General features: G+C 47.0%; 26 protein-coding genes and 1 pseudogene. 11 read left to right on the top strand and 16 right to left on the bottom strand.

What is annotated here, in order from left to right:
- Nucleotides 1–32: 32 nt before the first annotated feature.
- From D0A34_23595 to D0A34_23630, 8 genes are all read right to left on the bottom strand, one after another.
- Nucleotides 33–518: a hypothetical protein gene (locus tag D0A34_23595; protein UNU21430.1), complete on the bottom strand. Its 486-nt coding sequence runs from the start codon at nucleotides 516–518 to the stop codon at nucleotides 33–35.
- Entirely contained in the window at nucleotides 515–763 is a 249-nt protein-coding gene (locus D0A34_23600) for a hypothetical protein (GenBank protein ID UNU21431.1), read from the bottom strand. The genes D0A34_23595 and D0A34_23600 overlap by 4 nt, the downstream gene beginning before the upstream one ends.
- Before the next feature lie 8 nt (nucleotides 764–771).
- Nucleotides 772–1,428 (bottom strand): hypothetical protein, encoded by a 657-nt coding sequence (locus D0A34_23605; GenBank protein UNU21432.1) that lies wholly within the window; start codon nucleotides 1,426–1,428, stop codon nucleotides 772–774.
- A gap of 126 nt (nucleotides 1,429–1,554) precedes the next feature.
- Complete coding sequence (locus tag D0A34_23610; protein ID UNU21433.1) at nucleotides 1,555–2,595, bottom strand: hypothetical protein; 1,041 nt, start codon at nucleotides 2,593–2,595, stop codon at nucleotides 1,555–1,557.
- Nucleotides 2,596–2,667: 72 nt separating this feature from the next.
- Nucleotides 2,668–3,678: a hypothetical protein gene (locus tag D0A34_23615; GenBank protein UNU21434.1), complete on the bottom strand. Its 1,011-nt coding sequence runs from the start codon at nucleotides 3,676–3,678 to the stop codon at nucleotides 2,668–2,670.
- 2 nt (nucleotides 3,679–3,680) lie between these two features.
- Nucleotides 3,681–6,296, bottom strand: a complete 2,616-nt coding sequence (locus D0A34_23620; protein UNU21435.1) for a hypothetical protein — start codon at nucleotides 6,294–6,296, stop codon at nucleotides 3,681–3,683.
- Nucleotides 6,289–7,116 (bottom strand): hypothetical protein, encoded by an 828-nt coding sequence (locus tag D0A34_23625; GenBank protein UNU21436.1) that lies wholly within the window; start codon nucleotides 7,114–7,116, stop codon nucleotides 6,289–6,291. The genes D0A34_23620 and D0A34_23625 overlap by 8 nt, the downstream gene beginning before the upstream one ends.
- Nucleotides 7,116–7,658 carry a hypothetical protein gene (locus D0A34_23630; protein UNU21437.1) on the bottom strand — a complete coding sequence of 181 codons (543 nt, stop codon included), beginning with the start codon at nucleotides 7,656–7,658 and terminating at the stop codon, nucleotides 7,116–7,118. The genes D0A34_23625 and D0A34_23630 overlap by 1 nt, the downstream gene beginning before the upstream one ends.
- Before the next feature lie 212 nt (nucleotides 7,659–7,870).
- On the opposite strand from D0A34_23630, the gene D0A34_23635 reads away from it, so the two are divergent.
- From D0A34_23635 to D0A34_23645, 3 genes are read left to right on the top strand one after another with little or no spacing between them, the layout of a single operon-like run.
- A complete protein-coding gene (locus D0A34_23635; GenBank protein ID UNU21438.1) occupies nucleotides 7,871–8,443 on the top strand; it encodes a site-specific integrase in 573 nt (190 codons plus the stop codon).
- 3 nt (nucleotides 8,444–8,446) lie between these two features.
- The gene (locus D0A34_23640) at nucleotides 8,447–8,785 is read left to right on the top strand and encodes a hypothetical protein (protein ID UNU21439.1); all 339 of its coding nucleotides are present in this window, start codon (nucleotides 8,447–8,449) and stop codon (nucleotides 8,783–8,785) included.
- A gap of 1 nt (nucleotide 8,786) precedes the next feature.
- Nucleotides 8,787–9,362 (top strand): hypothetical protein, encoded by a 576-nt coding sequence (locus D0A34_23645; GenBank protein UNU21440.1) that lies wholly within the window; start codon nucleotides 8,787–8,789, stop codon nucleotides 9,360–9,362.
- Here D0A34_23645 and D0A34_23650 read toward each other — a convergent pair.
- From D0A34_23650 to D0A34_23675, 6 genes are all read right to left on the bottom strand, one after another.
- Nucleotides 9,331–10,041 (bottom strand): hypothetical protein, encoded by a 711-nt coding sequence (locus tag D0A34_23650; protein UNU21441.1) that lies wholly within the window; start codon nucleotides 10,039–10,041, stop codon nucleotides 9,331–9,333. The two genes, D0A34_23645 and D0A34_23650, sit on opposite strands and share 32 nt — an antisense overlap.
- Complete coding sequence (locus tag D0A34_23655) at nucleotides 10,034–10,429, bottom strand: hypothetical protein (protein ID UNU21442.1); 396 nt, start codon at nucleotides 10,427–10,429, stop codon at nucleotides 10,034–10,036. The genes D0A34_23650 and D0A34_23655 overlap by 8 nt, the downstream gene beginning before the upstream one ends.
- A gap of 74 nt (nucleotides 10,430–10,503) precedes the next feature.
- Entirely contained in the window at nucleotides 10,504–10,806 is a 303-nt protein-coding gene (locus tag D0A34_23660; GenBank protein ID UNU21443.1) for a hypothetical protein, read from the bottom strand.
- A 73-nt stretch (nucleotides 10,807–10,879) separates the two neighbouring features.
- Entirely contained in the window at nucleotides 10,880–11,158 is a 279-nt protein-coding gene (locus D0A34_23665; GenBank protein UNU21444.1) for an HU family DNA-binding protein, read from the bottom strand.
- Nucleotides 11,159–11,256: 98 nt separating this feature from the next.
- Nucleotides 11,257–11,676, bottom strand: a complete 420-nt coding sequence (locus D0A34_23670) for a hypothetical protein (protein ID UNU21445.1) — start codon at nucleotides 11,674–11,676, stop codon at nucleotides 11,257–11,259.
- Nucleotides 11,677–11,756: 80 nt separating this feature from the next.
- On the bottom strand, nucleotides 11,757–12,134 hold the full coding sequence (locus D0A34_23675) for a hypothetical protein (GenBank protein ID UNU21446.1): 378 nt from the start codon (nucleotides 12,132–12,134) through the stop codon (nucleotides 11,757–11,759).
- Nucleotides 12,135–12,283: 149 nt separating this feature from the next.
- Here D0A34_23675 and D0A34_23680 point away from each other — a divergent pair, with 149 nt between their 5' ends.
- From D0A34_23680 to D0A34_23705, 6 genes are all read left to right on the top strand, one after another.
- Complete coding sequence (locus tag D0A34_23680; protein UNU21447.1) at nucleotides 12,284–13,624, top strand: hypothetical protein; 1,341 nt, start codon at nucleotides 12,284–12,286, stop codon at nucleotides 13,622–13,624.
- Between the two features lie 362 nt (nucleotides 13,625–13,986).
- Complete coding sequence (locus D0A34_23685; protein UNU21448.1) at nucleotides 13,987–14,400, top strand: hypothetical protein; 414 nt, start codon at nucleotides 13,987–13,989, stop codon at nucleotides 14,398–14,400.
- Nucleotides 14,401–14,404: 4 nt separating this feature from the next.
- Nucleotides 14,405–15,226 carry a hypothetical protein gene (locus D0A34_23690; GenBank protein ID UNU21449.1) on the top strand — a complete coding sequence of 274 codons (822 nt, stop codon included), beginning with the start codon at nucleotides 14,405–14,407 and terminating at the stop codon, nucleotides 15,224–15,226.
- An 11-nt stretch (nucleotides 15,227–15,237) separates the two neighbouring features.
- Nucleotides 15,238–15,729 carry a hypothetical protein gene (locus D0A34_23695; protein ID UNU21450.1) on the top strand — a complete coding sequence of 164 codons (492 nt, stop codon included), beginning with the start codon at nucleotides 15,238–15,240 and terminating at the stop codon, nucleotides 15,727–15,729.
- An 84-nt stretch (nucleotides 15,730–15,813) separates the two neighbouring features.
- Nucleotides 15,814–16,116 (top strand): hypothetical protein, encoded by a 303-nt coding sequence (locus tag D0A34_23700; GenBank protein ID UNU21451.1) that lies wholly within the window; start codon nucleotides 15,814–15,816, stop codon nucleotides 16,114–16,116.
- Nucleotides 16,117–16,396: 280 nt separating this feature from the next.
- On the top strand, nucleotides 16,397–17,632 hold the full coding sequence (locus D0A34_23705) for an IS110 family transposase (GenBank protein UNU21452.1): 1,236 nt from the start codon (nucleotides 16,397–16,399) through the stop codon (nucleotides 17,630–17,632).
- Between the two features lie 68 nt (nucleotides 17,633–17,700).
- Here the strand turns inward: D0A34_23705 and D0A34_23710 are convergent, their stop codons facing one another.
- Both D0A34_23710 and D0A34_23715 read right to left on the bottom strand, forming a co-directional pair.
- A complete protein-coding gene (locus D0A34_23710) occupies nucleotides 17,701–17,943 on the bottom strand; it encodes a hypothetical protein (protein ID UNU21453.1) in 243 nt (80 codons plus the stop codon).
- A gap of 154 nt (nucleotides 17,944–18,097) precedes the next feature.
- A pseudogene (locus D0A34_23715) lies at nucleotides 18,098–18,346 on the bottom strand (DNA helicase RecQ).
- Between the two features lie 748 nt (nucleotides 18,347–19,094).
- Between D0A34_23715 and D0A34_23720 the strand changes: the two are divergent.
- Nucleotides 19,095–22,241 (top strand): ATP-binding cassette domain-containing protein, encoded by a 3,147-nt coding sequence (locus D0A34_23720; protein ID UNU21454.1) that lies wholly within the window; start codon nucleotides 19,095–19,097, stop codon nucleotides 22,239–22,241.
- Between the two features lie 179 nt (nucleotides 22,242–22,420).
- On the top strand, nucleotides 22,421–24,223 hold the full coding sequence (locus D0A34_23725; GenBank protein UNU21455.1) for an HlyD family efflux transporter periplasmic adaptor subunit: 1,803 nt from the start codon (nucleotides 22,421–22,423) through the stop codon (nucleotides 24,221–24,223).
- Nucleotides 24,224–24,272 lie beyond the last annotated feature (49 nt).

Consider the following 24,272-nt stretch of genomic DNA (forward strand, 5'->3'; position numbering starts at 1 on the left):
GCAATCTTTGACAATTTTAATTTATCTGCTACTTACAACCCGTCTATTTTTGATTCGATAGAGTTTAGTTGTTGACCAATAGCTGCTATAGCTGTCAATTCAGTTGTTGAAATATTTCCCTGATATTCCCAGACAACTAATTTTATTTGCCTGTGCCAGCGATGGCATAAAAATGCAATCGCAAAATCGGCAACCCCAATATCAAGGAAAGGTACTATCTGGGTTTTACCTAAAACTATTCGACGACTCGACCCGTAACTTGTAGGATTACCGCCCACTGTTAAGGGCAAAGAGATGCTTTGGCTCAAATAGCCCGCGCTAAACCATCCAGGCTTTGCCAAAGGATTACTTGCATAAACCGCCAGAAGCGATTTATGCAAAATAATCGGGCATTTTTGCTCGGGAATGCGAACGTAACTGTCAGTCTCGACATTTGAACCTAGTGTTTGAGCGGCAACGTCAAGCTCCCAAACAGGAACCCACAAATTAGGGTCGTTGAGGTTGACGATTAAACTCACAGAAAAAGCCCTATTTTTTCTAAATTTTCCTCGACTTCATCAGCGTATCGGTCAATGTCAATTTCGGTTGTTTCTGCTAAATCGAGAAAGTCACCGCCCGATATTCGCCCCTCTAAGAATAGTTTTGAATGTTGGCTAATTTTTTTTGCCAAATTCCAGCGATATTCAATTTCCTCTACTGAGGCGTCGAAGTCGATGACTATTTGCAGCGCCGATTTAATTTGATTGATAGCTTCAGAAATCATTTTTAGTTTTAGAATGCTGGGGCAACAGCATCTCCAGTAAAACCTGGTTGGCTTCTTTCTGATCGGTAAAGCTCCGGCTCGAAAGAAAGGCGCTTCTTGCCCGCGTAAGTGGGGGTACCGACCGCCAATTTAATAGCATTTTCAGCATCTTTGTAATCAATATCGGCGATCGTTGTTTGTGTAGATGCGGGATCTTTAGCATCTGTTTGCACCGTTGAAGATCCTCTACCAAAAGGAATTGAGCCGCTGCGACCTCCTTTGTAGTTTCTTGGTCTGCCCGTAAAAGCAGACGTCCCCGCTGTATTGACCGCGGCGTTAGTTGGAATCAGCGTAACTCTCGCGATTGCCGGATAAAAACCCGCAGGTGCATCAGTTACGGTTGGTGTATTAGTCAAATTAAGCCCAAAAATACCATCTAAGTTGGTGATACCTAACGTACCGAGTATACCTAGGGCACCGCGCGTCATTGAGGTTCGGACAAAATTAGCTGTTGCAGCCGGACTTAGACCAAACGGTACAATCCCTACTGCCCGTCGCTCTTTGTATACCGCAGGAGCTTTACGCGGTTGGGAGTGTATTCTTTCTCCCTTGAGGTAACTTGCATAGATATCGACTTCAGCCGCCGTTAAAGTTTTTTTGGTAAACCGTCGAGAATTTCGTGGCATTGTTCACTTCCTTTTTTTTTAGTCTAGTGAACCTCGAAAGCTTTGCACAGTCTCGTTTTTAAGCGTTTTTTACTGGAGGAACCTAATAGGTTTTGGTAAAGTTAACAAAGGTATTGTCAAGAATTGTTAAGCCTCATAAATGACTTTATTGCCTTTTACTAGCGGAATCGGCGATTGTAATTTGGGCAAGTACAGGAGAGCGTTATCAAACATAACGGTAGAGTTTGGCCTTTTAGTTTCGGATTCCCATTCTTTCCCTAAAAGCTGGAAGTTTGGGGGGTCTTGGGGAAAAGCAATTTCCGGGGCCTCGTTCGCCGAGTAGTGGAAACCGGCAGGATCAGGGGTAAAATCAAAAATTTTCAGCAATTTTTCAAATAACTCCTTTCCTTGTCGGGACGATCGCACAAAAGCGTACCCCTCCAAGCCTTGAAGTCTTGCGATTTGTCCAGAGTAGGAAAGGCACTCGCGCCCCTTTTGCCAGCGATACAACTCTGGGGAGGCAAATTCATCTCTAATTTTCGTCGCCCACCGCCGAATACTACTATTACTAATAAGCTCAGCTAATCCACGCTGCACGATTTCTAAATCGTCCGAATATCCAGTGCAGCGAATTGTTTTTTCGCCCTTGACTCGACTGCGAGCTTCTCCTGTAGGTTTCCGTCTCAAACTGTCGTTAGGTTCAATAAAATTTAAGACTATAGCGGGCCATCCTTTTAGTGGAGGCTTGCTATTCTTTCCCGAAATATTGATATTTGACTCACTAGAGTTTTGCCACTCATACTGAATAATTTGATTTATTATCTGTAAATGAGTGCCGCTAAACACTACAGAATCCGACTCATTGTTACGGTTTTTCCAGTATTCTATGGTTGTATATTTAGGCTTTTTGTCACCTAGTCGGGGTAGCCACTCTCGATATCGCGGGCGCGATTCCATTCTCCGCCAGGGCGAAATTCCCGACAGTTGATAATTTGATTCTATTCTTTCCGATAGCAGCGGAAACCCGTTTTCCCACCCCTCCCACCATTCCTGGAAATCGATTTTCTCGCGTTCCAACAAGTCATAAAGCGCCAGAAATAACGCGCCGTTTGCTGCGAGGTCTTCTTCGCGCCCCGATAGCGTGTATATTTCCTGGTCTTTTTTCTTGTTAGGCTTGACTTGAATCACCCTGTACGGCCAATTGTTCACCGTAGGAGTAATCGTTTCTCTTAACCTCTCTTCCCACGTCATGATTTCTATTTATCCAAAAGCGGTTGATAAAACGAAAACTCCCTCTTGACAGCTTTCTAGAAACTCTTCCCACAATTCCTCGAAGAACTCTTGTATATTTTTGTCGGAAATCGTTTGGATGACAGCTTTCACGCCGATGTTGATACTCCAAGGCTTAGCATCAGGAGCACCCCACTTTTCGAGCCAGCTTGCTATGGTTTCCCCTACAAAAGGAACTCTCTTAATTGCTGGTGACAAACTTTTCAAGAATTTTCTCGCGTTCTTAAAAATCTGCACAAATGCAGCCGTCGTGCCTACTCGAATTGTTGCGTTAATCAAATTTCTGACTTGGGGGATAGCTTCTTCATAAAGCTCTTGGTTAACTTCTTTGATAGCTGCTAATTTGGATGGATTTACCCGGACAATGCTTGCTCCTGGAGCGATGCCGCAAAGAGCCGTCCCCAATAGCGAACCTAAAGACCCGCCCGCAACGCTCCACAATTGAGCCTGTGCTGACGCGATTCTTTTTTCTAAAGCTTCATCGGTTTGGTTCCAATTGAAATTAATTAGCTGCATCGCTTTGCCCGCGCACCAGCGCATAACAGCGCCGACAGTTACGCCCGTCAGCAGGCTGGAAACCAACGCGCCCGGATGGCCCAACAAGTAAAGCGCCCGCCCCCCGATCGCTCGCCCTGCAGCTAGCACTCCCTGACCTGCTGCCATTCCTGCGGCTCGCAAACTTCCCAACACTCCTAGTGATCGGCAAGCTGTCACAAGTGAGCTTAGTGATTGATAGCCCCCGACAACCACCTGCCCGCCCAAGTAAACAATAACCCCGCCTAGAGTTACGCCCGCAGCAGCTCCCACCGGGTCTGCCGCGTACCAGTCGCCGAGCTTGACATCTCCGATTTGGATGTTGCCAATAACATCTCCGATAAAAGCTGTAACAGAGTTGAACAAATCGCCTAATTTATCTATCCATGATTTGTCCGCAGTCCCGTTAAAATAAGCCGAGCTTGTTTGATTGTCTAGTATTTGCATAATTAGTCCGCCTTTGGGTCTTTAGTATCGATTTCTCGCATAGTGGGGTTTTGTGTTGCTGGCCGCCCGTAGGGTTCCAGCGTGTTAGATTCTGGAAATCTTAAAGATTCGCTCTCTAAGTTGTCGGTGTAACCCTTTTCGGCGCTAGATATCCAGTTATCCAAGTCGCCGATTCCCAAACTTTCCCTAATGTCTCGCCTCATCAAAAATGAAGCTAATTTTTGCGCGATACCCGCCGCATCTACTACCCGATCGAGCGCGCTTTCGGTTGCTACTTCTGTTACGGCTGCCGCGCTTGCAGAACTGTGTTTTAGAATTTCGATTAGCGCTTCTTTTAAAGTTTTAGGGTCTTTTTTTGCATCTATTGAACCAAATTTGATGGTACTAACTTCCAGCTCAGAATTTTGCAAAAGACCTGCTGACAACTGTTCGATTTCTGATTCTGTATTTTTAGTAGGAAAATTCGTTTTTGCTTCCCCAAAACCGTACTTGATCCACCATTGCTCAATCACAGAACGGTCTTGTCCTGCAAAAGGATCGAACGGTATAGGAATTTTGCTAACCTCCTCTGTTATGTCGAACCCTAAATACTCGGTTATTGCTTGAACGTATTTCGTATTTTTGGCTAGCATTTGAAATGCCATAATGTCCAAATATGTTCGTCGCAAGTCGTAATTAGACCCCATGTCTCCGTCGCCCTCAACATCTAGAAGCTGTTGAAGTATGATTCGCAGCATATCGGCTTGAGAATGTACTTCAGTTACTATTGGTTTGTCATCTTTTATTGCGGGATTTGCAGCTTTAATTGTTATCTTTTGAGGCCAAAAACCGCGAGCGCGGTCATCGGCGCGAAACATATATTCAACCAAGTGAATTAAATTGCCTACCCGTAACTGACCTTTTTTCCCGGGGTAAACCCAGCGAGCCGGAATAGTTGAATTCTTGATTTCTGCAACTGGCAGAATTCTTTCTAACCTATTTTGCGATTCAATCAAATAGCGGAAGCCATCAGCAAATGATTTCACCTCTACTTTTTTCTCGTTGATAATTCCGTCGTCGGTATTGAACCAAAAATCGTTAGGGTCTGGGTAGGTGAAGTCGTCGCCAGCAAGCCCTGTCACTCGCTGAGTAAGCCACCTTAAAGTTCCAGTCTCGCTTTGCCTCAATTGTTCTTGACTGTCTTTTAAAAATTCCCCTGTACCGAGAACTCTTTCTAACCTCTCATTCTGCGCGCCTATTACAAGCAGTAATTCGCTTAAATTTCTTACCGTTATCCGCTCGTTACGCTTAGCAAATACAGGGTCGATCCATCGTTTCGGAACTTCAAAAGGAAAAGCCATCTTGTCACCTTGGAAAGCTTCCCCCTTAGTTTTGACGCCTGCAAATTCTTCTAGGGGTTCCATTCCCGGTATCGGGCTAACCCCTAAATGTTTATGTATCCGGCGCAGCATTCGCACACTATCTCTACAGCATTCGTCCACGTTTTGCCTCCTTGGTGGTGGGTTTGGAAAAGGAATCGGGGAAGGAGAAAGAGGTACAATACGCTTTGGTAATGTTGGATCAGTGTTGTTACGGCTGCAAGGGATTTCATAAGCTGAAATATCCCATATTTGATTGGCGGGCCGAGTATTAGCAATATGATTTTTTAGGTAAGCGCCAGTACCCGTTAACATGAAAGGTGCTAATAATCTATCGAAATATTGGAAACTTTGAGAAGAAAGTATTATTTGTGGGCCCCCATCCAGTACGCCCCATGCTTTAAAATTAGCGCTAAATTTATTGTAATTTGCAGAAAAAGGATCTCTAGAGCCATTAGGATCAGGCGGCTCATGATAGTCAATAAAAGCGGGAGTTCTACTATAAGGAATCTCTTGATAAGACGCGTAAAACAAAGGAGTTTGTTGAGTCCAATTACCACCACCATAAGGGCTGCTAGGTGAAGATTGACTTATGAATTTAAGGGCGTTTTTATGTACTATATCCCACGTATAAATAGCAAGTGAGGCTGTATGCCACAAAATCACTAAGTGATAACATTTGTTATCTTCGAGCAAGGGTACTATCTGATCGTGCGAAAAAGCAATGCCCGGTATTGAGGGAGTTGGAGATATTGGGGTTGTCGGCTCTTCTTTTTTAGGAAATCCAAATCCGAGGCTTATTTCTACGGGGGTAAATGGAATTTGCAACGTAAACTCAACGCCTACATCTCCCTCTGATGAGGAAACATTAATTCCTAATCCTCCAATCTCTCCCCCAATACTTCCCCCTATAACTTCGCCTGTATTTGTATTAATCTTTACGCCCCCACCGACTCCTAAAAAGCCGCCGGGAACCTCTGCACTGCCGCTGATAGAAATACTATTTTTATTGGGGTCTTCAGCGTTCGTTTCGCCGCTGACATTGACAGCAAGCGGCGACACATCGACGCTCACGCCGCCAGTTACGGAAACGCCCCCAATATTTGCAACTTCTTGAGTGACGCCAATTCCTCCACTCGTTGCTGACGGTCGCGCCTTTCGCCCCATATCAACGCCGCTGTCCTTGCCGAGGTCGATTCCACTCGCCCCCCTGGTAGCGCTTGGTGATAGCCCTGACTTGCGACTGACTCTGCTAGACATAACTAGCTTCAACTCCTGAGAGGCGAGAGGGGCCGCCATCTGCGATCGCCCAAAGTTCCCCCGTCAACGTTTGCTCGGTCAGGTTGCCGCCGCCGTTGCGAGCAAGAAAAATGCCGCTGCCGACAGCGACGCTCGAATTGCCAGCAATCCAGATATCGGTGTTGCCAGTATTGGTGGCATAGAGGATGGCGCGGTTTTGGTTTGCTGTTCGGAATCGTGTAGGTGCTGCTGAAGGGATTTCGATGCCGTAGGGCAAGCCAGCGCCGATCGTCCTAATTTGTGGTTTGGCAATTAGGTCGAGATTAAATCTAAAATCTCCCTCTAAATTGATATAGTCGCCATTTCCGAGAACTCCATGCCCGTAATTAATAATAGAAATTCCAAGCCGATCGTCGGGGCTTAGTAACTTTAGTTGATTAATCGTTAGGTAGGGAATCGTGAAAGGAATTGTTGTTTCCCTTCCCTTGTTCTGAAGCCGTGCGGTTGCTAGAGTTGACCACGCGCCCGTTCCCTTGCGAGCATGAAAACTCAGACCTACAAACGGATAACCCTTTTCAATAGCAAGCATTGCAGCGATTTTTTCAGCCGCCGACATTTCGGGATAGATATCGGGGTAAGGTGCCTCTTGATAGGATGGCAAGTAAATTGCGCCGCTCAAGGCTTCTAGATAAAAACTTTTGCCTAAGTAATAGGAAGCAGACAAAGGATCATATTCAGCAAAAGCATTAGCGCAATTGAGTATTTCAATAATCCCCGTTCCGTCGGCGCTGGTGATACTTCGCCGAAAAGTCCTTGTGTTCTCAAGTTGATTCTCAGCCATCAGGTTAAATACACCTTGCCTTCGATTACACTGCCGCCACCGGGTAGGCTAATTACTTCTATGGGGAATTCCAGCAGCGCGCTAAATGTTGCGTTAGTACCTCCACTCGCAGCAAGGGTATGGGTGCAGCGGGTGATTGCATTTTTGTTTTCAGGGTTGCGCGATTTATCGAGTTCAATGAGCTTGAGAGCGATGACAGCCTCCATTGCCGCTTGAGCGAGGTTCGGGGCGCTGCTGCCACCAGTGCCACTGGTAAAAGTTGAACCTGTCAGATAATGAGTTGCGTTGTAACTTGTGCTGCCGCCTACTGCGTTGCTGGCGGTTACGTTTAGCAGCAAGTCAATTGCCGCCGTTTTAGTGGATAAATTGGCGGTGATGGTTATGCGATCGGTTCTTTCAGCGACTCGCGTTAAATTATTTTCCTCCTGCTCCAAGAGTGCCAAAATTCCGTATACATACCGCTCCTTGCTTGCTGGGCCGGTAGGGTTGGCGTGAGAGGTTCCTGAAACCGAAGCGCCGGAACCCGAAGTGTGATCCGCCATAAATGATTTAATATAATTCTTACTTCTCAAGTTTAAGTAAGATTAGAAGGCGGCTTGGTAGGCTTTTAAATTCTTAAGAAGTTGCTGAAATAGATAAAAGAGCAAATGTTTAAGAAAACCAAACAACCAGGAATCAATAGTTTCAACTGCTACACTAGATGAAGCGCCTAAAAGGTTGCTAATCGCCAAGTAATTGCACGGAAAGAGCAACTGTGAAGATTGCGGGAATTGGACAGGCTACACCCTTAAACCTGCTGACTTATCAGAACATCAGCAACCATTTTGTAACAGATGTTCATAAATTATTTTTAGCTTTGGCTTGGTACACTGGGGAAAGACCAGAGGCAATTCTAAGTATTGATGTTAAGCACGTCTACTCAGATGTTGCAAAATGTCAACCGCGTGACACAGTGCTTTACCCAGCTAGCAACAGGAAAGATAAAACTACTCGCGAGGTTCCGAATCACTGGGCGCTGAAATTAATGTTAAGCGCTTACAAGCCCCCCGATAAGGGGTTCTTGTTTCCTTCCCTCTACAAGTCCGATCAGCACTTAAGCAGGCAAGCTATGGACAAGGCTTTCCGACGAGCGGTACAAAAAGCAGGGCTGGGAAATCAAGGGTATTCTTTATACTCGGCGAGACGCGGATTCATCACGCGCCTGAACGAACAAGGTTATGACATGAAAGTAATTCAAAAGCTGACAGGTCATAGGAGTTTAACTTCCCTTATTCGCTATATAGATGTCACCGACGACCAACTAAGAAATGCAATTGCTAATTTTTAAATTATGGGACTTGTTAATCTAAATCCTTCTAATGTCGCTGTAAATGTTGCTGAAGATATCCGCAACCCCGACACAGCAACTAGCGTAAGTGCTACCGCCACCCTCGCCGTAGCACTTCCAGCTAATCCAAATCGAATCCATTATTCGATTTATAATGCAGGCAGTCAAACCGTATTTATGCGGGAAAATAGCACCGTCACGGCTACTTTATACAAGCAGCCTATTCCGCCGGGGTTTGTTTGTACGCCGGACGATGCAGGCTCTCGTTACACGGGAGCCATCGCCGTAATTACAGCCTCCGGCACTTCTAACTTGATGGTTACTGAATCTACCGCCGCTTAAAATGGGGCTAAAAAATTTAAATCCAGCCAAGCCGATCGCAGAGTCAGACCTTCCACCCGAGGTTACTCGCGATTCAGAGTTTATCGCCGCCGACGCAGCGCATGTCAACGCCACAGACCCGCACTTGCAATACGCAACGCAGGCGCGTGGCGACGCTCGATATCATCGGAAGTACGCTCAGACTTTTAAGGCCGCGCCCAATACTTCGCAAACATTAACGGTAAACACAGCGGTTAAAATCCTTTTTCCATTTATCTCGTCAAACGTTGGCTCGCAATTTGCGAATAGTCGTCTGACGGCTTTAGAGGCTGAAAGCTGGCAAATAAGCACTTTTCTAACTTTAGAGATGACAGGTAGGATTGTTCTATCCCTTTTTAAAAACGGAATTTTTTTTAGAAAATTGTCAGATCAGATAGCAAATAACGGATTCTCGGGGCAGTTAATAACACCTTTACCCGTGGCGCTTGTAGCTGGCGATTTTCTTGAACTTTACGCGCTAGCTTTTGGGACAAACAGCAAAGTTTACGGCGATGTTAATCTAGACTCTACTTTGTGGGAAGGTTATCGCGTGGGGTAGTTTTGAGCGTAGCGGCAATTTCGGCGGGGGGAATTCCTGCTGCTAGTTGCGATCGCACTTCGGCAACGTTCGCCTGGGCGATCGGGGAATCGGTGTTGCCACCGCGAATATGCACTTGCCTTACCTTCCCCCCGTCCTTGTAAGACAGTCGATAATACTTTGCCTCACCCGCCCGCGCCGTACCGCGCGCTTTGTAAGTTGATACGGCAGTGTCGGATTCCCAACACTCCTCATCAACCGGGGGATTTGATTCTCCAATTGCGACCTCTGCAAGGGTTGGAGAATCAACGGCGGGGGTTGGCAGAATTGATTCTCCAACCGCGTTAAAGTCAATCTGGACATCGGTTTCACAGGTTGGCAAAATTGATTCTCCAACTGCGACCTCTGCCGGGGTTGGAGAATCAACGGCGGGGGGTGGGGGCGCGTCCTCAACCGCTGGTGGTGCGGGTGCTAGTTTAACCTCGTCGGGATAGAGAAAATCCCAATCGCTTGTATGCGGGTTCCAGAATTGCAGCGAGCCGTCGATCGGGTGTACTCGATTAACCTTGTAAACTTCCCCTCGCTTCACCCATGCGGCGATGGCTGGTTTCCTTCGCAACATCACCCAGTCGCCGGCCTTGTAAAGGCTACCTACTTCCGCAGCAGCCGTATCAAAAAGTGAAAGTTGAGCGCTAACCATCTCTGTTGTAAGCTCCATCTGTTCCGCCGCCTAAAGTTTTTTCTATTTCCACAAGTTGCAAATCGGGAAATATGCAGTGCAGTTTGTCGTTGATGTAATCCAATTCCCAGCCCTCTATTTGGAGTTTGGGTTCACCGGGACAGTGAGCGCTGGTTTTAGTAAAATCGACCCCCCGCTGCTTGAGGTTTCTCTCGCAGATTTTAATGTACTCGTTCATCAGGCCGCTGAATTCAATAAATGTGTGGCAGTTGGTGGCGATCGCTTCACGGTAGTAGTTGTTGGCTGCTGCCTCCATCGCCTCCAATATTTCCTCTGGGGTTTGGGGAGAGTCTGGGAGTTCTTTTCTAGCTCCTCCCAGCAGAGATATCGCTTCCTCTTTCGTCAACATTGAATTCCCTCTAAGTGGTTGTCTACAGCTTGTCTACGACCTGTCTACAGTTTGTCTAGCAGCCGATCGCCCTGTTATGATTCAAAACCCTCTAGGGGGGATGTCTCTGGGGGGAAGTTTTTACCGCTGATCAAGTGCCAGCCGTGCTCGATAGCCGAAAAGGTAGCGGGACAATGAACAAATAATCTTTGCAATTTGAGGGCTGCAATTTTAGCGGCATACAACAGCGGGGCTAATTCCTCGCAATTTAGGCTAGAGCCGTGCAACGCTTGCACCGCTAGGATAAGAGCGTTGGCTTCGTGGCCATCAAAAGAAACTTGCAGGTTTTTAAGGCTTTCTAGCTCGCGTGAGACTTCATCTTCGTCGAAATTTTTCATGTCTATTTACTGTCTAGTGTTGGTCTAGTAGCCGATCGCCCTTCACGACCGATCGGCACATTGTCTTACTGTCTTACTGGTGACTTACAGCATCCCTGAACTGCTTGCCTGCCGAAAATGCAGGAATTGTAGTTGCTGGAATTTCCATCTTCTCCCCGGTCTTGGGGTTGCGGCCTTCCCTAGCTTTCCGCTCTCTCGCTTCCCAAGAGCCGAAACCTACCAGGGTTACTTTCTCGCCGTCGGCAACAGCTTGGGTGACGCAATCAAGGAAAGCGTCCAGCAGTGCGTTAGCTGCCTTTTGGGTGGTTTCGGCTTTGGCCGCCATCAGTTCCACCAGTTGTCCTTTGTTCATAAGTGCGATCGCCTCGAATGACTATATCTAATGACTAATTACTAACGCAAAAGCCAGCACCCGACGGCGACATTTTGAGCAGATGCGGGCGACTCTTGCTAGTTCAGCAAAATACCAAGACCCAAATCGCTGCACAGGAGGCTAACTAAGCGCTGTTGTTTAACACCATTGGGATATACCTTAAATCCACCGTCCTCTGCTTCAATTTCAATGTCACAAGAGCGAAAAGCATTGATCACATAATTGATAATTTCTGGATCACGCTCTTCTGGGCCCATGAAACATATGTTCGTTAGGCGATCGCCTCTAGTGAATAGTTTTTCTAGTGCAGTTAATGCTTCCAAGGCTTCATCGCAGCAATTGAATGTTCTCATGTGTCTTCGCAAGCTACTAGCAGTTGTGCCGGTCCAGTTTGACAATATAGAGAAGCTGTCGCGAGCTAAATCGCCAAACGGACTATCTTCTTCTAGGTAAGTTCTCAAAAAAGCCCGAAAACTTTTAGTTTCATTCGTTGCCATACGTCTGCTTCACTTAATTCGTTATTAACGCAGTAACGCAAAACCAGCACTCCTGATGGGGCGCTGGTTTCTGTTGCTTACTATTCTGGACTTGCGTCCTGGGATTCTAGTGAATGTTGTTCTAATTGTTCTTGCTGTAGCTCTATTAGCTTGCGAAGGTTTTCAATCTTCTGTTCGTATTCCTTTGCCTCCTCTCGATACCACACGATGCACTCCCGGGACTTCGCCAACTGCTTCTCTGCATCATCTAACAGTTGGGCAAGAATTCCCCCAATGGCGTCCTTACTACCAATTCCCTCCTTGCTATTTTTTCGATTAGATGGGATGCGCTGAGTCCGAATTCCTTCGCCAATTCGTCCAGCATCGTCGCTGCCGTCGGTGTCAAGCCGTAAGTCCTGCCGCTCTTCTTCTCCCCGTATTCCAATTGCTTCGCTTTCTTGGCCATAGTCGTGAGTCATAAAGTCTTCCCTCAGAATAGCAAGTCTTAAGTAAGATGTTGACAATGTGATAAGTAAGACTATACCATAATCTCAGAGTCTTAAGTAATGCTTGAGATTGCACTGCATACCCCTAATGTTGGCGGGTGGGATTCCCACCCTTTCCCCCTATGCACTACACGCTCGACGAACTGAAACAGAAAACCCTTAAGGAACTGAAGCAAATCGGCTACCAACTCAACGTGCTCCCCGATGACGATCGGCGGTATGCCCGAAACTGGGTTAACGCACTGGTTGGCAAACAGCCCCCGCTGCTGCAACTGCTGGAAGCTTCCCCGGTGGCGGAAGTCGAACCAGTCCAGGAGCCGATCGAACCTCAAGCCCAGGAGCCGCCGCTAGAATCCAAATTTGGCCGCATCGTCTACCCCAAACCTGCCACTAAGCCGATCGCACAAAATGCAGAAACTGAACCCCAACTCGCCAGAACAGAAGGTGCTGATGTACATCACTGGCGCTCTCATCCCGCCGAATCAGTTCGAGATAGCGATGGCGCTCAAGCTGAAGCACTGGGAATCGAAAAAGGCGATCGAGTTCTGGTAGTGGCAGGGAATCATCAAGCAGGTCGAGGGGGAGTTTTACCCGATCAGTCAACTCAATTAACCACCCTCACAGAAGGCGAACGCCCGCCCAACCGTGGCGACAACGGCCGCGACAGACTCGAAAGTGAGGCAAAAGTGAGGCAAAGTGCGATCGTACAAGCGGCCAAAAATTCCCCCGGTGTCAAAAGCAAGTCAACCGCTCATCAACTTTTGGAGTTGTTCAAGAGCTCCGCACACATCATCCCCGATTCCCCCGCTGATGAGGAAGTGACCGAAAGTGCGATCGGGCAAACTCCTGATCCAAATCTGATCTTGACAGGCTGCACCTTATCTTCTGAGTTTCTGGCGCGCTACTCCCCACCACAACCCCAGATTATCCACTTCCAATCCGATGCCGACGGTCAACTGAGCCTCCTCGACTTTGAAGTGGAATCGACCGACGAGCCGCCAGACCCCGATGACTTCGACTCCCTCGATGCGTTCAACGAGGCGATGGCTCGCTGGGATGCCGAAAACGCCGAAGCCCTTACTATATCTAACGATTCGATGTGCGAGTGGGCACCGTGTCCTGATGAGTGGTACGAGCCAGAAGCCGGAATTATGCCGCTAAAAGCTTCATCCATGCCAGAAAGTTCCAGCACTTGCAACTTTTCAATCCCGACTTTTGACGCTTGGTGCGATCGCGCAAACCGACAAACCGACAGCGACGAACCGCCCGACACAGGGATATTTGCCCGGTTGCCCAAGCCCAAACCCCCCAACTTTCCGCCGATGGCGAGTGCTTTAAAGCAAATCGCATACCAATCACATAACAGTCACATAACAGTGACATACCAAACCGATACTTGTCGCGTCGCCACTGGCCGCAGTAGTCAGTCAGGGCGAGCTCCCCCGGGAGGTGATGCACATTAAATCAGGTTCCATCGCTTGCTAAGTTTGCTTCCTTCTGCGATTGCTCTTTCAGCAAGGGCGATCGCTTCCTCTCTCCCTCTGCTCTGTGCTATGGAAATCACTCGGGAACACATTAATTTCTTAAAAGAACCGAAAGAGTGCTTGTTTGGCTACAACCATCTTGCCCAATGCCCGGGGTGGGTTATTGGTGAAATACGCCTTCCTCTCGTCCCTCATTCCAATCTCTTTTTGCTAATACAAACTTTCTCTGGCGAGCTTCAGTGGATGCCCCGCCATAAAGTTGATTTCCATTCATCGTGGAATCTCTGGACTCGCAATATTGCACCATTACCACCAACTACTCCTTACCCAAAATTAAAACCATGACAACTCATCTATCAATCACCATCCCCGTTTATAAAAAAGACCGCTGGGATAGAACTGAACGCGACGGAAAACTTGAGGTTAGCAGCGATGTAGATTCCTTGTCAGAGGGCTATGAGGCGTTAAAGCAACAGTTAGACCAACTGCTGGCAGAGTTAGACGCTCAAAACCGTTTAGCCGAAAATGCCCTCGCGCTAGACCATCAAATCCAGCAAAAAGCCTACACTCTTAAACGCCTCACCGACGACATAGAGCGGGCAACCAGGCATTACGACGAGTTGAAGTTGTTGTTAAAAGCCTTGGGAATTGACCCCATGCAATCTCGCTTAACTTTTGATAAAGATCTGCTGTTAAATGCAGCATCCGTCGCAGAAGTTGAAGTGGTTACAAGCAAGCTAGGCGACGAATTTTAAAACAATGCAACTCACTCTAGATTCTGATTTTTCAGACGAGTGCTGGCAACCCCCAGAAGCGGAATTTCAGCCGCTTCTGGACTTCGAGAACGAAATTCTCGACCAAGCACCCTATAACGATATTTCACTCATTACCCAGCGCATCAAGCGCAGCTTCCTTGACTACGTGCGCCAAGGCATCATGCTCGACGCCGTGCGCCGTTACCGTCTCTATAAACGGCAGTACCGGGACTTTGCCGAATACTGCAAGCTCGCACTCGGGCGATCACACTTCTACTGCAAGCGCATAATTCAAGCGGCCAAAATCTGCCTGCACTTAATCAAATCCAAATTTAAAATCCTTCCGACCTCAGTTGCTCAAGCCTTGCCGTTGGTGAAATTTGCTCAAGTGGACGAGTACGGACAAACCCAATTAGAGGAAAAATGGCAGACCGTGCTTGACGGACTCCCCCCGCAGTTAATCACAGCGGCCAAAATTCAAGAAGCCCTAGACGAGAACCCAGAGGACAGAGCCAAGCAAGTCCGCATTGGTGGCAAAGCCTACCAACTGTTGCAACAGAAAGCACTAGCAGCAGGCATGGCAGTTAGTAAGTATCTCGAAATGCTTATTGGCGCTACCGAACCGCCCGACGATGAACCCGACGACGTGGAGCCGACAGAACTGACACCCGAAAAAGAGGAAATTTGCGATCGGCTTGAAGCCTCCTTCGCGCGTCGCCAAAAGCCAAAACGTATAGCAGGTTTTGGGAGTAAGAATCTATCAACTTGCCCTCAAAAAGCTATCGGTTCCCCCATTAGATCGGACAAATCGTCCGACTCATCCTAATTTTAAAAAAAATGACAAACGAAACAAACGAGGCTGCCAAATACCCGACTGTCAGGCCTGAAATTACAGCAGAGACAATCGCCCTCGACTGCCAGCTTGCGGATTTAATCCTTAAATGCCAAGGCAACGCCCGCGAGCTCGACGAACTAGCAGGAATGCTTGACGCCCACCTAGGGTGTTGCGAAGAAGCCCGGGATTCACTCATGGGATTTAACACCGAACACCCGGAACCGTTAGACATGACAGATTTACCCGCCGACCAACAGCGGCTTATTTTAGAATCCGCAGTTTTCGGGGGATTAGCGATGCAAACATTGCAAAATCTAACCGATAAAGACGTTGCATTTTTAATGGAACGACTATCGGAGGGAGTAAAAACAATTACGGGAAAACTGAACGATAAACAAGTGACGGAAAGCTTGCAAAATTACTTAGAGATGCACGAGCAAAATACAGTCAAATTAGTATTTTATTCGAGTATTCACCCAGCCGACAACAACTAAAAAAGCAAGCGACTAATTCATAACTTTAGTCGCTCGCATCCAAGCTATCTGACTATTTCACCACAATTCATATACCAATCTATCATGAAAACTCAATCCCAAAGCAAACGAGTCGCCGAGCTAATCGAATCAGCAAAGCAGCGATTCGGCGACTTTAGCGAAGCTAAAAAGCAAGAAATCTTCCTCACAATCAAAGAAGCCAAAGCACGGGGATTGCTGCGAAAACAGCCCCCCGACCGCTGCTTAAGTGAGTATGTCAACGCGGCGAATCATCTCTTAAGAAGCTACGCAACGGATGAATTCACCGCCGCACTCAACCGCAACCTTGACTATATATACGTTTACGTCGCCCTCGTCAGTACCAACTCGATCACCGTTACCGCCTGACGAGCGCCGCTCGGAATCAGCGGCCGAAACTCCCCTTAATAAGGGGAAGTCGCGGATCGATTCCAACCCGACCGCCGATTAAACAGGTTGTGGTTTAGGGCTTTCAGGGTGAACCAAGCTGTTATGGCTTTTTTTCGTTCATAAGCTCAGTCACAACCTAGTTAATTGTTTTATCTCGCGCACTTAGAAGCTTTAAGAGTGAAGTAGGCTCATTTTGTGGCCTTTGGGTGATTCATAAGCTACTGCTGCGGGATTTGGAAACCTCACCTACAAAAATTAAATGCTGCAAATTATTGGGCTAGATATCAGTAAAGCCTCAGTTTCCGCTTGCCTAATTTTAGGAAAAGTGGACGAGCCAAAGGAATTTTACTATCACTACAACTTCCACAAATTCAACGCTACAGCGCATGGAATTTCAGAATTGCTCGCCCTAATCGGAGTCGAAAATTTAGCCAGCACGATCGCAATAATGGAGCCCACGGGCATCAATTACCAAATCCTTTGGGGAACCCAACTCGCCCGCGCCGGGGTAGAAGTGCGCTTAGTCGGTCACAAGGAATTAAGAAGTTTTCGCGAGCATCACCTATCGCTGCCGGACAAAGACGACGACGCCGACGCGCTGGCACTGGCGATTTATGGTTGGGATTATCAAACTAACCCACGTCGGTTTGTGCAAATGCGCGATCGCACAATCGTAGAGATTCGCCGCCTAGTCCTGCGGCTCGCGCACCTCAACCGCATACAAAGCCCCATTATTAATAGGGCAAGGCAAGATTTGGCTTGGCAATTCCCAGAAGCGGCACTGATTAAATCGCTGCGGTCTGGCGAGAAAGTGCCGCTGCTTTGGGGATGGCTTTGCAGCCAGCGGCAGTCTGTAAAATACGATCTACTTTATGAGCGGTCGATCGGACTGGGAATCACGGATGAAGTCCGCCGCCACGCCGCCCGAATTTGCGATTTGCAGCGAGAAGAAATGGCGATCGAGTTTGAGCTTTCCAAATTGGTGGGCGAGGCGCAGTTCTTGCCCTACCGCAAAGTTTTTGCCCGATTCGGTTTTGGTCGCAGAGTCGAGGCGCTGTTACTTTCCCAAATCTTCCCAATCGAAAATTATCTTGCTGCCGACGGCAAACCCGATGTCAAAATTCGCACTGGTCGGCGATCGGGCAAACCTACCAAGCGGCATTTGTCTCTTCGGAGGTTTTGCAAAGCCCTGGGCTACGCGCCATCCCAGGAAAGTAGTGGCGACTTGCAAAAGTCTAAAGTTGTCGGCGGCAGTGATTTGTGCCGGAAAGCCTTATGGCAGTGGGTTTTTACTAGACTTGAAGTTCAACGCTGCCGTATGGCTAACAACATCGGCGATCGGTTGGGGGAAATCATGGATGCAGAAAAACTCAGCGGCCGGCCGGTGCGACTTGTGCGATCGCGCGTGGCAGCAAAAGCAGTCAAGCTGCTGTTTAAAGAATTGGTTCGCGAGCTTGTTCGCTCCCAAAGCCCAAACCAAAAATTACTAGAGTGAACTAAACAACAGATGATACGGCTAAGATGTGCCGAAGAGTAGCCTTCCTCCCATAAATCGTCTATACTTCAGTCTTGACCAATGCTATAAGTAGAAAGTTGGTGATGGTGGTCTTGCAAAACTTTTTGATTTTTAGAACGGCGCAGCACGTCTATAGCAATCCTCGCATCATTTGTGAATTTCTTACTCCCGAGCGAGCGGATTCGGGGAGGGTTGGGGTGAGGTAAAAAATTTACGACTCTTGCAAAGATTTCTATATAATGCGATTCATGCCGAATTTGTCTTTCCACCGCGCCACGCCAGAAAGAAATTTTATAGCCTTAATTGTCAAGTCTTCTACTGGTATTTGATGGCAACAGTGGTCGCAATTGCCGCAATTTCCTGTAAATAAATCCCCAAAATAATTTAACTGGATTGTGCAGCGGCAATCGCTGAATTCTGCATAGTTAATTTCGCCACAAGTGTCTGGTCTTGCATCAGAACAATTAACGGCGAAATTACCACCGTCAATCCTGGTTTCAACAGGGCCGGTAATTGAAAATACAAAGACTTGCCACTGCTCGTCGGCATTACAATCATCATATCCCGTTTTTGTAAAGCAGCTTCGACAATTTACTGCTGCCCCGGGTTCAAAGAGTCATAGCCACAAAAATGTTTGAGAACTTGTTCCAGGGACAGCGGCACAGAAGATGTTGGCGGATTAGACCCGGACATTTGCAGTAGTTGGTTATTGGATTCTACACTATTCCATGCTTTTGGAGAGCAAATACACTGAGTGCGATCGCACAAAATTCGTTAAGCAGAGAAACCGATACTTTTAATCGGGGTTTAGACGGATAGTGATGGGTAGCGATAGTGATGAGTTTGGGTCCTCACAGAAGTCACCCCCAAATGAAAGGCCGTTATCAACAGCAGAATTTTCCATTTTACTTTAATCCGTTACATACCCAGATTAAATGGTGAATTAATTGCTTGAATTGCTGCTACAAACTAATACCCATCAATACTTTACCATGATCGGGCCCTGGACTTCACAAACAAGCGTCGAAAATTGATGGTTTTTTGAATCCTGAATGTAAATTTTTGCCTAGATCTACGTATACCGGGCAGAACATTGGCCTCCCCAGCTTCACAGAATCTTCATAATTATCCCGTAATAATACGGTAGATTTATAAAGATTAGGTAAAGATGATCCTTAAAGGTAGCCAAAATCACGTTTCTGTAAGTTAAACTGGGAGCCAGCCAAAACCAAACTTACGTAATCACCACAAAATCCTGAAATAACGCAATTTTATATATCCTAAAGGCGTTGAAGGGATGGCGTAACTAAGGGGTATTCGTCTGACATATCGACAAACAGTTTTTAAGCCAACTAAATTGCAACTAAACTAATAAAAATTGCTCATAACCAGGTTAGTTATAATTCCAAAAAAATAAAACAATTTTTTGACAAGGTGAGTTATGAAAAAAATTTTAGGGGTTAAAAATCATATTGTTAAAACCCGAGCAGCCTTGGAAAATTTCCCGGCTATTCAGAAAATTTTAGAGGAAGTCGGTGCAGGACCGACAGTAGTGGCGAAATTAAATACAGCCTGTGAAATTTGCGAGTTTCAGCTTGGGGATGAAATCAGTCAATATCAAACATCAGATAATAGCAACAATTTCGTTAAGAAAGAACAGAGCGATCGCAATTTTTATTTAGTTTGCGAGGGCAGAGTCAGACTTCTAGCGGTAGAAGCGTCTCAACAGCAGGAGATTTCGGCGGTGGTACTGGAAGTCGGAGCAATATTTGGGACAGATAACCTATTTATTGAAAGCGGACTGCCTTACAGGGCAATTGCGGCCGGCACTTGCCAAATCGCTCAAATTGCGGCCACCACGATGCAGCTTATTTTAGAAGAATTCCCGCAACTGCAACAGCGCTTGCAGCAAGAATTGCAAGAGCGACAGCGGTTAATATTTTTCAAGACACAAACAGATTTGCGATCGCTCGCTCCCCACCAACAACAGCTTCTGTGGCCGCACTTACTTCCTTATATAGAAGAAAGCCGAATTCCTGCCGGATTTTGCCTCGCTGAGCATTGCCAAAAATCTACAAATCATTTTTGGTTCCGCAGCGGTCAAATTCAAGGTCAAGCACCGCCAATGATCGGCAGTAACTGGGAACATTCAGACGTAAAGAGCGACTGGATAGCGGTAACAGACCTGCTAATTTACCAGCTTAGCAGCGAACAGTGGGAAATCGCCAAGGCTACAATTACTTCCGAAAGCAATTCCCGCCCTAAAATCATCCGCAAACCTCCAATTTTAAGCTTAGTAACGCCGGCCCAAGATGCCATATCTACCTCAAAAACAGAGCCATCAAAATTAACCGCAGTTGCTCCGCAAAAACCCGCAACCGGAATCATCAGCTTCCCCAAACCCAAGCAGCGGCGCTGGTTGAGCAGCAGACACCCATTCATTCAACAACAGAGCGCAGCAGATTGTGGAGCTACTTGCTTAGCGATGATTAGCGAATATTGGGGTAAAAAATTCAGCCTAAATTACTTGCGCGAATTGGCAGAAGTCGGCCGCAGTGGCGCGTCGCTCAAGAGTCTGGCAAAAGCAGCGGAAAGGATGGGATTTCAAACCCGTCCCGTGCGAGCTTCTTTAACTCCGCTGCGAAATCAAAATCCCTGGATTGCTCACTGGCAAGGCAATCACTACGTGGCAGTTTACCGCTTTAAAAATCAACAGGTTTTAGTGGCTGATCCGGCTGCGGGGAAGCGGTGGATGAGCATTAAAAGTTTTACCGAAAATTGGACAGGGTACGCCCTAATTTTAGACCCGACAGCGGAACTATACCGCAATCACACTGCCGAACATCAAGGCATCAAACTTAAAAATTTTGTTGGCATAGTCTGGCCCTACCGCGCTGCGATCGCCCAAATTCTGATCCTCTCCTTGTTGATCCAAATATTTGGGCTAGTTACTCCCCTATTTACCCAAGTAATTTTAGACCAAGTAGTTGTTAGCAAAAGCGTAGGAACGCTGCACGTTTTTGCACTCGGGATACTGCTATTTAGTATTGGGCGAATGCTGCTAACGGCAAGCAGACAATACTTGCTCGATTACCTATCTAACCGCATTGACCTGACTTTAGTTAGTGGCTTTATCAGTCACACTCTCAGTTTGCCGATAAAATTCTTTGAATTGCGTCACGTTGGCGACATCTTAACGCGCGTTCAGGAAAATAAAAAAATTCAGACTTTTCTGACTCGCCAAGCAATTACCGCATGGTTAGATGCTATGATGGCGGTAGTTTACATCGGGTTGATGTTTTACTACAACGGGCGTCTGGCTTTGTTGGTGCTTGCGTTAATTCCGCCGATCGTGATTTTGACTTTAGTCGCAACTCCGTTTCTGCGAAAAGTGTCGCGGGATATTTTTAACGAAGGTGCTAAGCAAAACTCATCTTTGGTAGAAATGATTACTGGGGTGGCGACGATTAAAGCAACTGCTGCTGAGCGAGAAATGCGCTGGCGCTGGGAAGACCAATTAACCAGCCTGATTAATGCCCAATTTAAAGGGCAAAATTTGGCAAATTCTTTGCAAATAATCGGGGGCTCGATCAATACTTTGGGTAGCACGGCTTTGCTGTGGTACGGGGCGATGCTGGTGATTCAAGATGATTTGACGATCGGTCAATTTGTTGCTTTCAATATGATGATTGGGAGCGTGATTTCTCCTGTGCTTTCAGTGGTGGGACTTTGGGATGAGTTTCAAGAAGTGGTCGTTTCGATCGAGCGTTTGGATGATGTATTCTCTGCCCAACCTGAAGAAAGCCCTTACAAGCCAATGCTGGTGCTGCCTCGCATTCAGGGAAACGTCAAGTTTGAAAATGTTTCTTTCCGCTATTCTCAGGATGAGGAACGCAATACACTGCAAAATCTTTGCTTTGAGGTGCAAGCTGGAGAAACTGTGGCAATTGTCGGCCGCAGCGGTTCGGGTAAGAGCACTTTGGTAAAGCTGCTGCAAGGTTTTTATTATCCAGAAAAAGGGCGGCTGACAGTTGACGGCCACGATATTCGTCACGTTTCTGTGCAGTCGCTGCGAGTACAGTTGGGTGTGGTTCCTCAAGACTGTTTCTTGTTTTCGGGAACGATTTTGGAAAATATTACTCTGTACAAAAATGGACAGGGTGCTGATTCTACAAGCTTAGAAGAGGCGATAGAAGTGGCGAAGTTAGCAGAAGCTCACGCTTTTATTCAAGATATGCCACTGGGTTATCAAACTCCTGTGGGGGAGAGGGGAACGAGTTTGTCTGGGGGCCAGCGACAGCGAATTGCGATCGCCCGCGCTTTGTTGGGCGATCCGCGAATTTTGATTTTGGACGAAGCAACTTCTTCGCTGGATACGGAGTCTGAGCGCAGGTTCCAGCAAAATCTGGCTCGCATCGGCCGCGATCGCACTGTCTTTGTCATAGCTCATCGGTTGTCTACGGTGCGTAATGCCGATCGAATTTTGGTTCTAGACAAAGGCATTTTAGCCGAACAAGGCCACCACGACCAATTGATGGCAGAACGCGGACTTTACTATCACCTCGCTCAGCAACAACTCGATATTTAACTCATTAGTTATTAGTCATTAGTCATTAGCAACGAACACAAGACTAAAGATAATTTTCAATTAGCAATTCCCCATTACTCCTGACTCCTAACTTCTGAGTTCGGACTCCTGACGCCTGATTTATAAATCCTAACAACTGCCAACTGCCAACTGTAAACAGACTAATTTGGATAAATACTATGCTTTCAGAAGATGTCAAAGAATTAGGCAGCGCTCCTGATGAAATAGCTGAAGTTTATGGGGGCGTAGCTTCAAGGCAAGAAAACGAAGCCAGAAAAAAAGACCGCTCTTTAGAACTTGTAGAATCTCAAAATCGCTCCTCTCAAACTAATGACGGTATCAATACTGCAAAGTTTAGGCAGCATGATGGTGATAATTGGTCTACTTCTTTGCACTCGGTACTCGACCAGCCGCCAGTATCTTTTCCCCAGCGGCTGATATTAGGAGGAATGGTTTTTTCCGTAGCTTTTGGAGCGTGGGCAACTTTGGGAAAAATTGACCAAGTTGGTCATGCTCAGGGCAAATTAGTTCCCAAAGGTGCTGTTTACAAAATTCATCCGACGGAGCCGGGAAAAATTATTAACCTCGCTATCAAAGAAGGTCAAAAAATCAAAGCAGGACAATTATTGGCGGAATTAGACCCGTCCACTGCTGCGAGCGAGGTGGAGCGTCTTGATAAGATTCTGGGCGCTTATCAGATTCAATTGGTGCAGCAGAGTAGTTTGATCGAGAGAACTAGACTGGAAGCTGAAGCCAGCCAAGCTATTGCTGCTGCCGACAAGCGGGGGGCTGAAGCTGCGATCGATCGGGCTCGCGCTTCAGCGACTACCACGCAGTCTCAAATCGAACAATTGCAAGCAGATGTAGTGTCTCAGCAAGCGCGCAAGGAACAGCTCAAACCTCTGGAAAAACAGGCAGAAAATCTGTTATCGCAACTGAAAACCGATGTCACTTCTCAACAGGCTAGACGCGAGCAGGTGAAACCGCTGCAAAATAAGAGTCAAGATTTGTTGGCACAATTGCAAGCAAAAGTGGCGGCTCACAAAGAGCGGATCGCGCGACTTAAACCTTTGGTAGACGAGGGAGCGCTGTCAAAAGATGTATTGTTTCAAGCTGAGGAAGCTCTGCGGGAAAGCGAAAATGCGGTGATTAGAAGCCAGTTGGGGGAGACAACTCAGGCTGACGATCGAGTATTTGAAGTCGAGCAAACCGTGCGCGACAGGCAAAGTGCTGCCCTCAGAAGTCAACTGTCTGATACAACTGTGGTTAAGGAAAAGCTGTTTGAAGTCGAGCAAGGTTTGCGCGATCGTATTAATTCGATCGGCAAAATGCAAGGTCAATTAACAGAACAAATGGCAGAAGTCGATCGGCTGCAAGCCGAAGCCTCCAGCAAACAAGCCGCAGCGCGCCACACGCAGTTAGAAAAAGAGCAAAAAATTCAGCAGTTGGAAATGGAATTAAATCAAGTCAAATCCAAAATTGCCGAAACCCAAAGCCTCCTCGCTCAAGCAAAAAATAAGCTCAAACAAAGATTTATCTACGCACCCGTCAGCGGAGTTGTTTCGACTCTCAATGTCCACAACACCGGCGAAGTCGTGCAACCGGGTCAAACTCTTGCAGAAATGACTCCGAATCACGCTCCGCTAGTGCTGGAAGTGAGTTTGCCGAATCGAGAAGCAGGATTTGTCAAAACCGGAATGCCAGTACAAGTCAAATTCGATGCTTTTCCCTATCAAAATTACGGCGTGATTCCGGGAAAGGTGGTATCGATTTCGCCGGATGCCAAAACAGACGAACGATTGGGTGTTTTTTACCGGGTAGAAGTGAGTATTGATCGAGACTCAGTGAAAGCCAACCATCAAACCTGGAAACTCAAAGCTGGCCAGACAGCTACTGCGGAAATTGTCATCCGCCAGCGCAGCATAGCCGACATTTTGCTCGATCCTCTCAAGCAATTACAAAAAGGCGGCATGAGTTTGTAGAAATACTCAGCCAACAGCCAACAGCCAATACTCAACAGTCAACAGTTAA

Source organism: Microcoleus vaginatus PCC 9802, from assembly GCA_022701275.1.
Classification (GTDB): domain Bacteria; phylum Cyanobacteriota; class Cyanobacteriia; order Cyanobacteriales; family Microcoleaceae; genus Microcoleus; species Microcoleus vaginatus_A.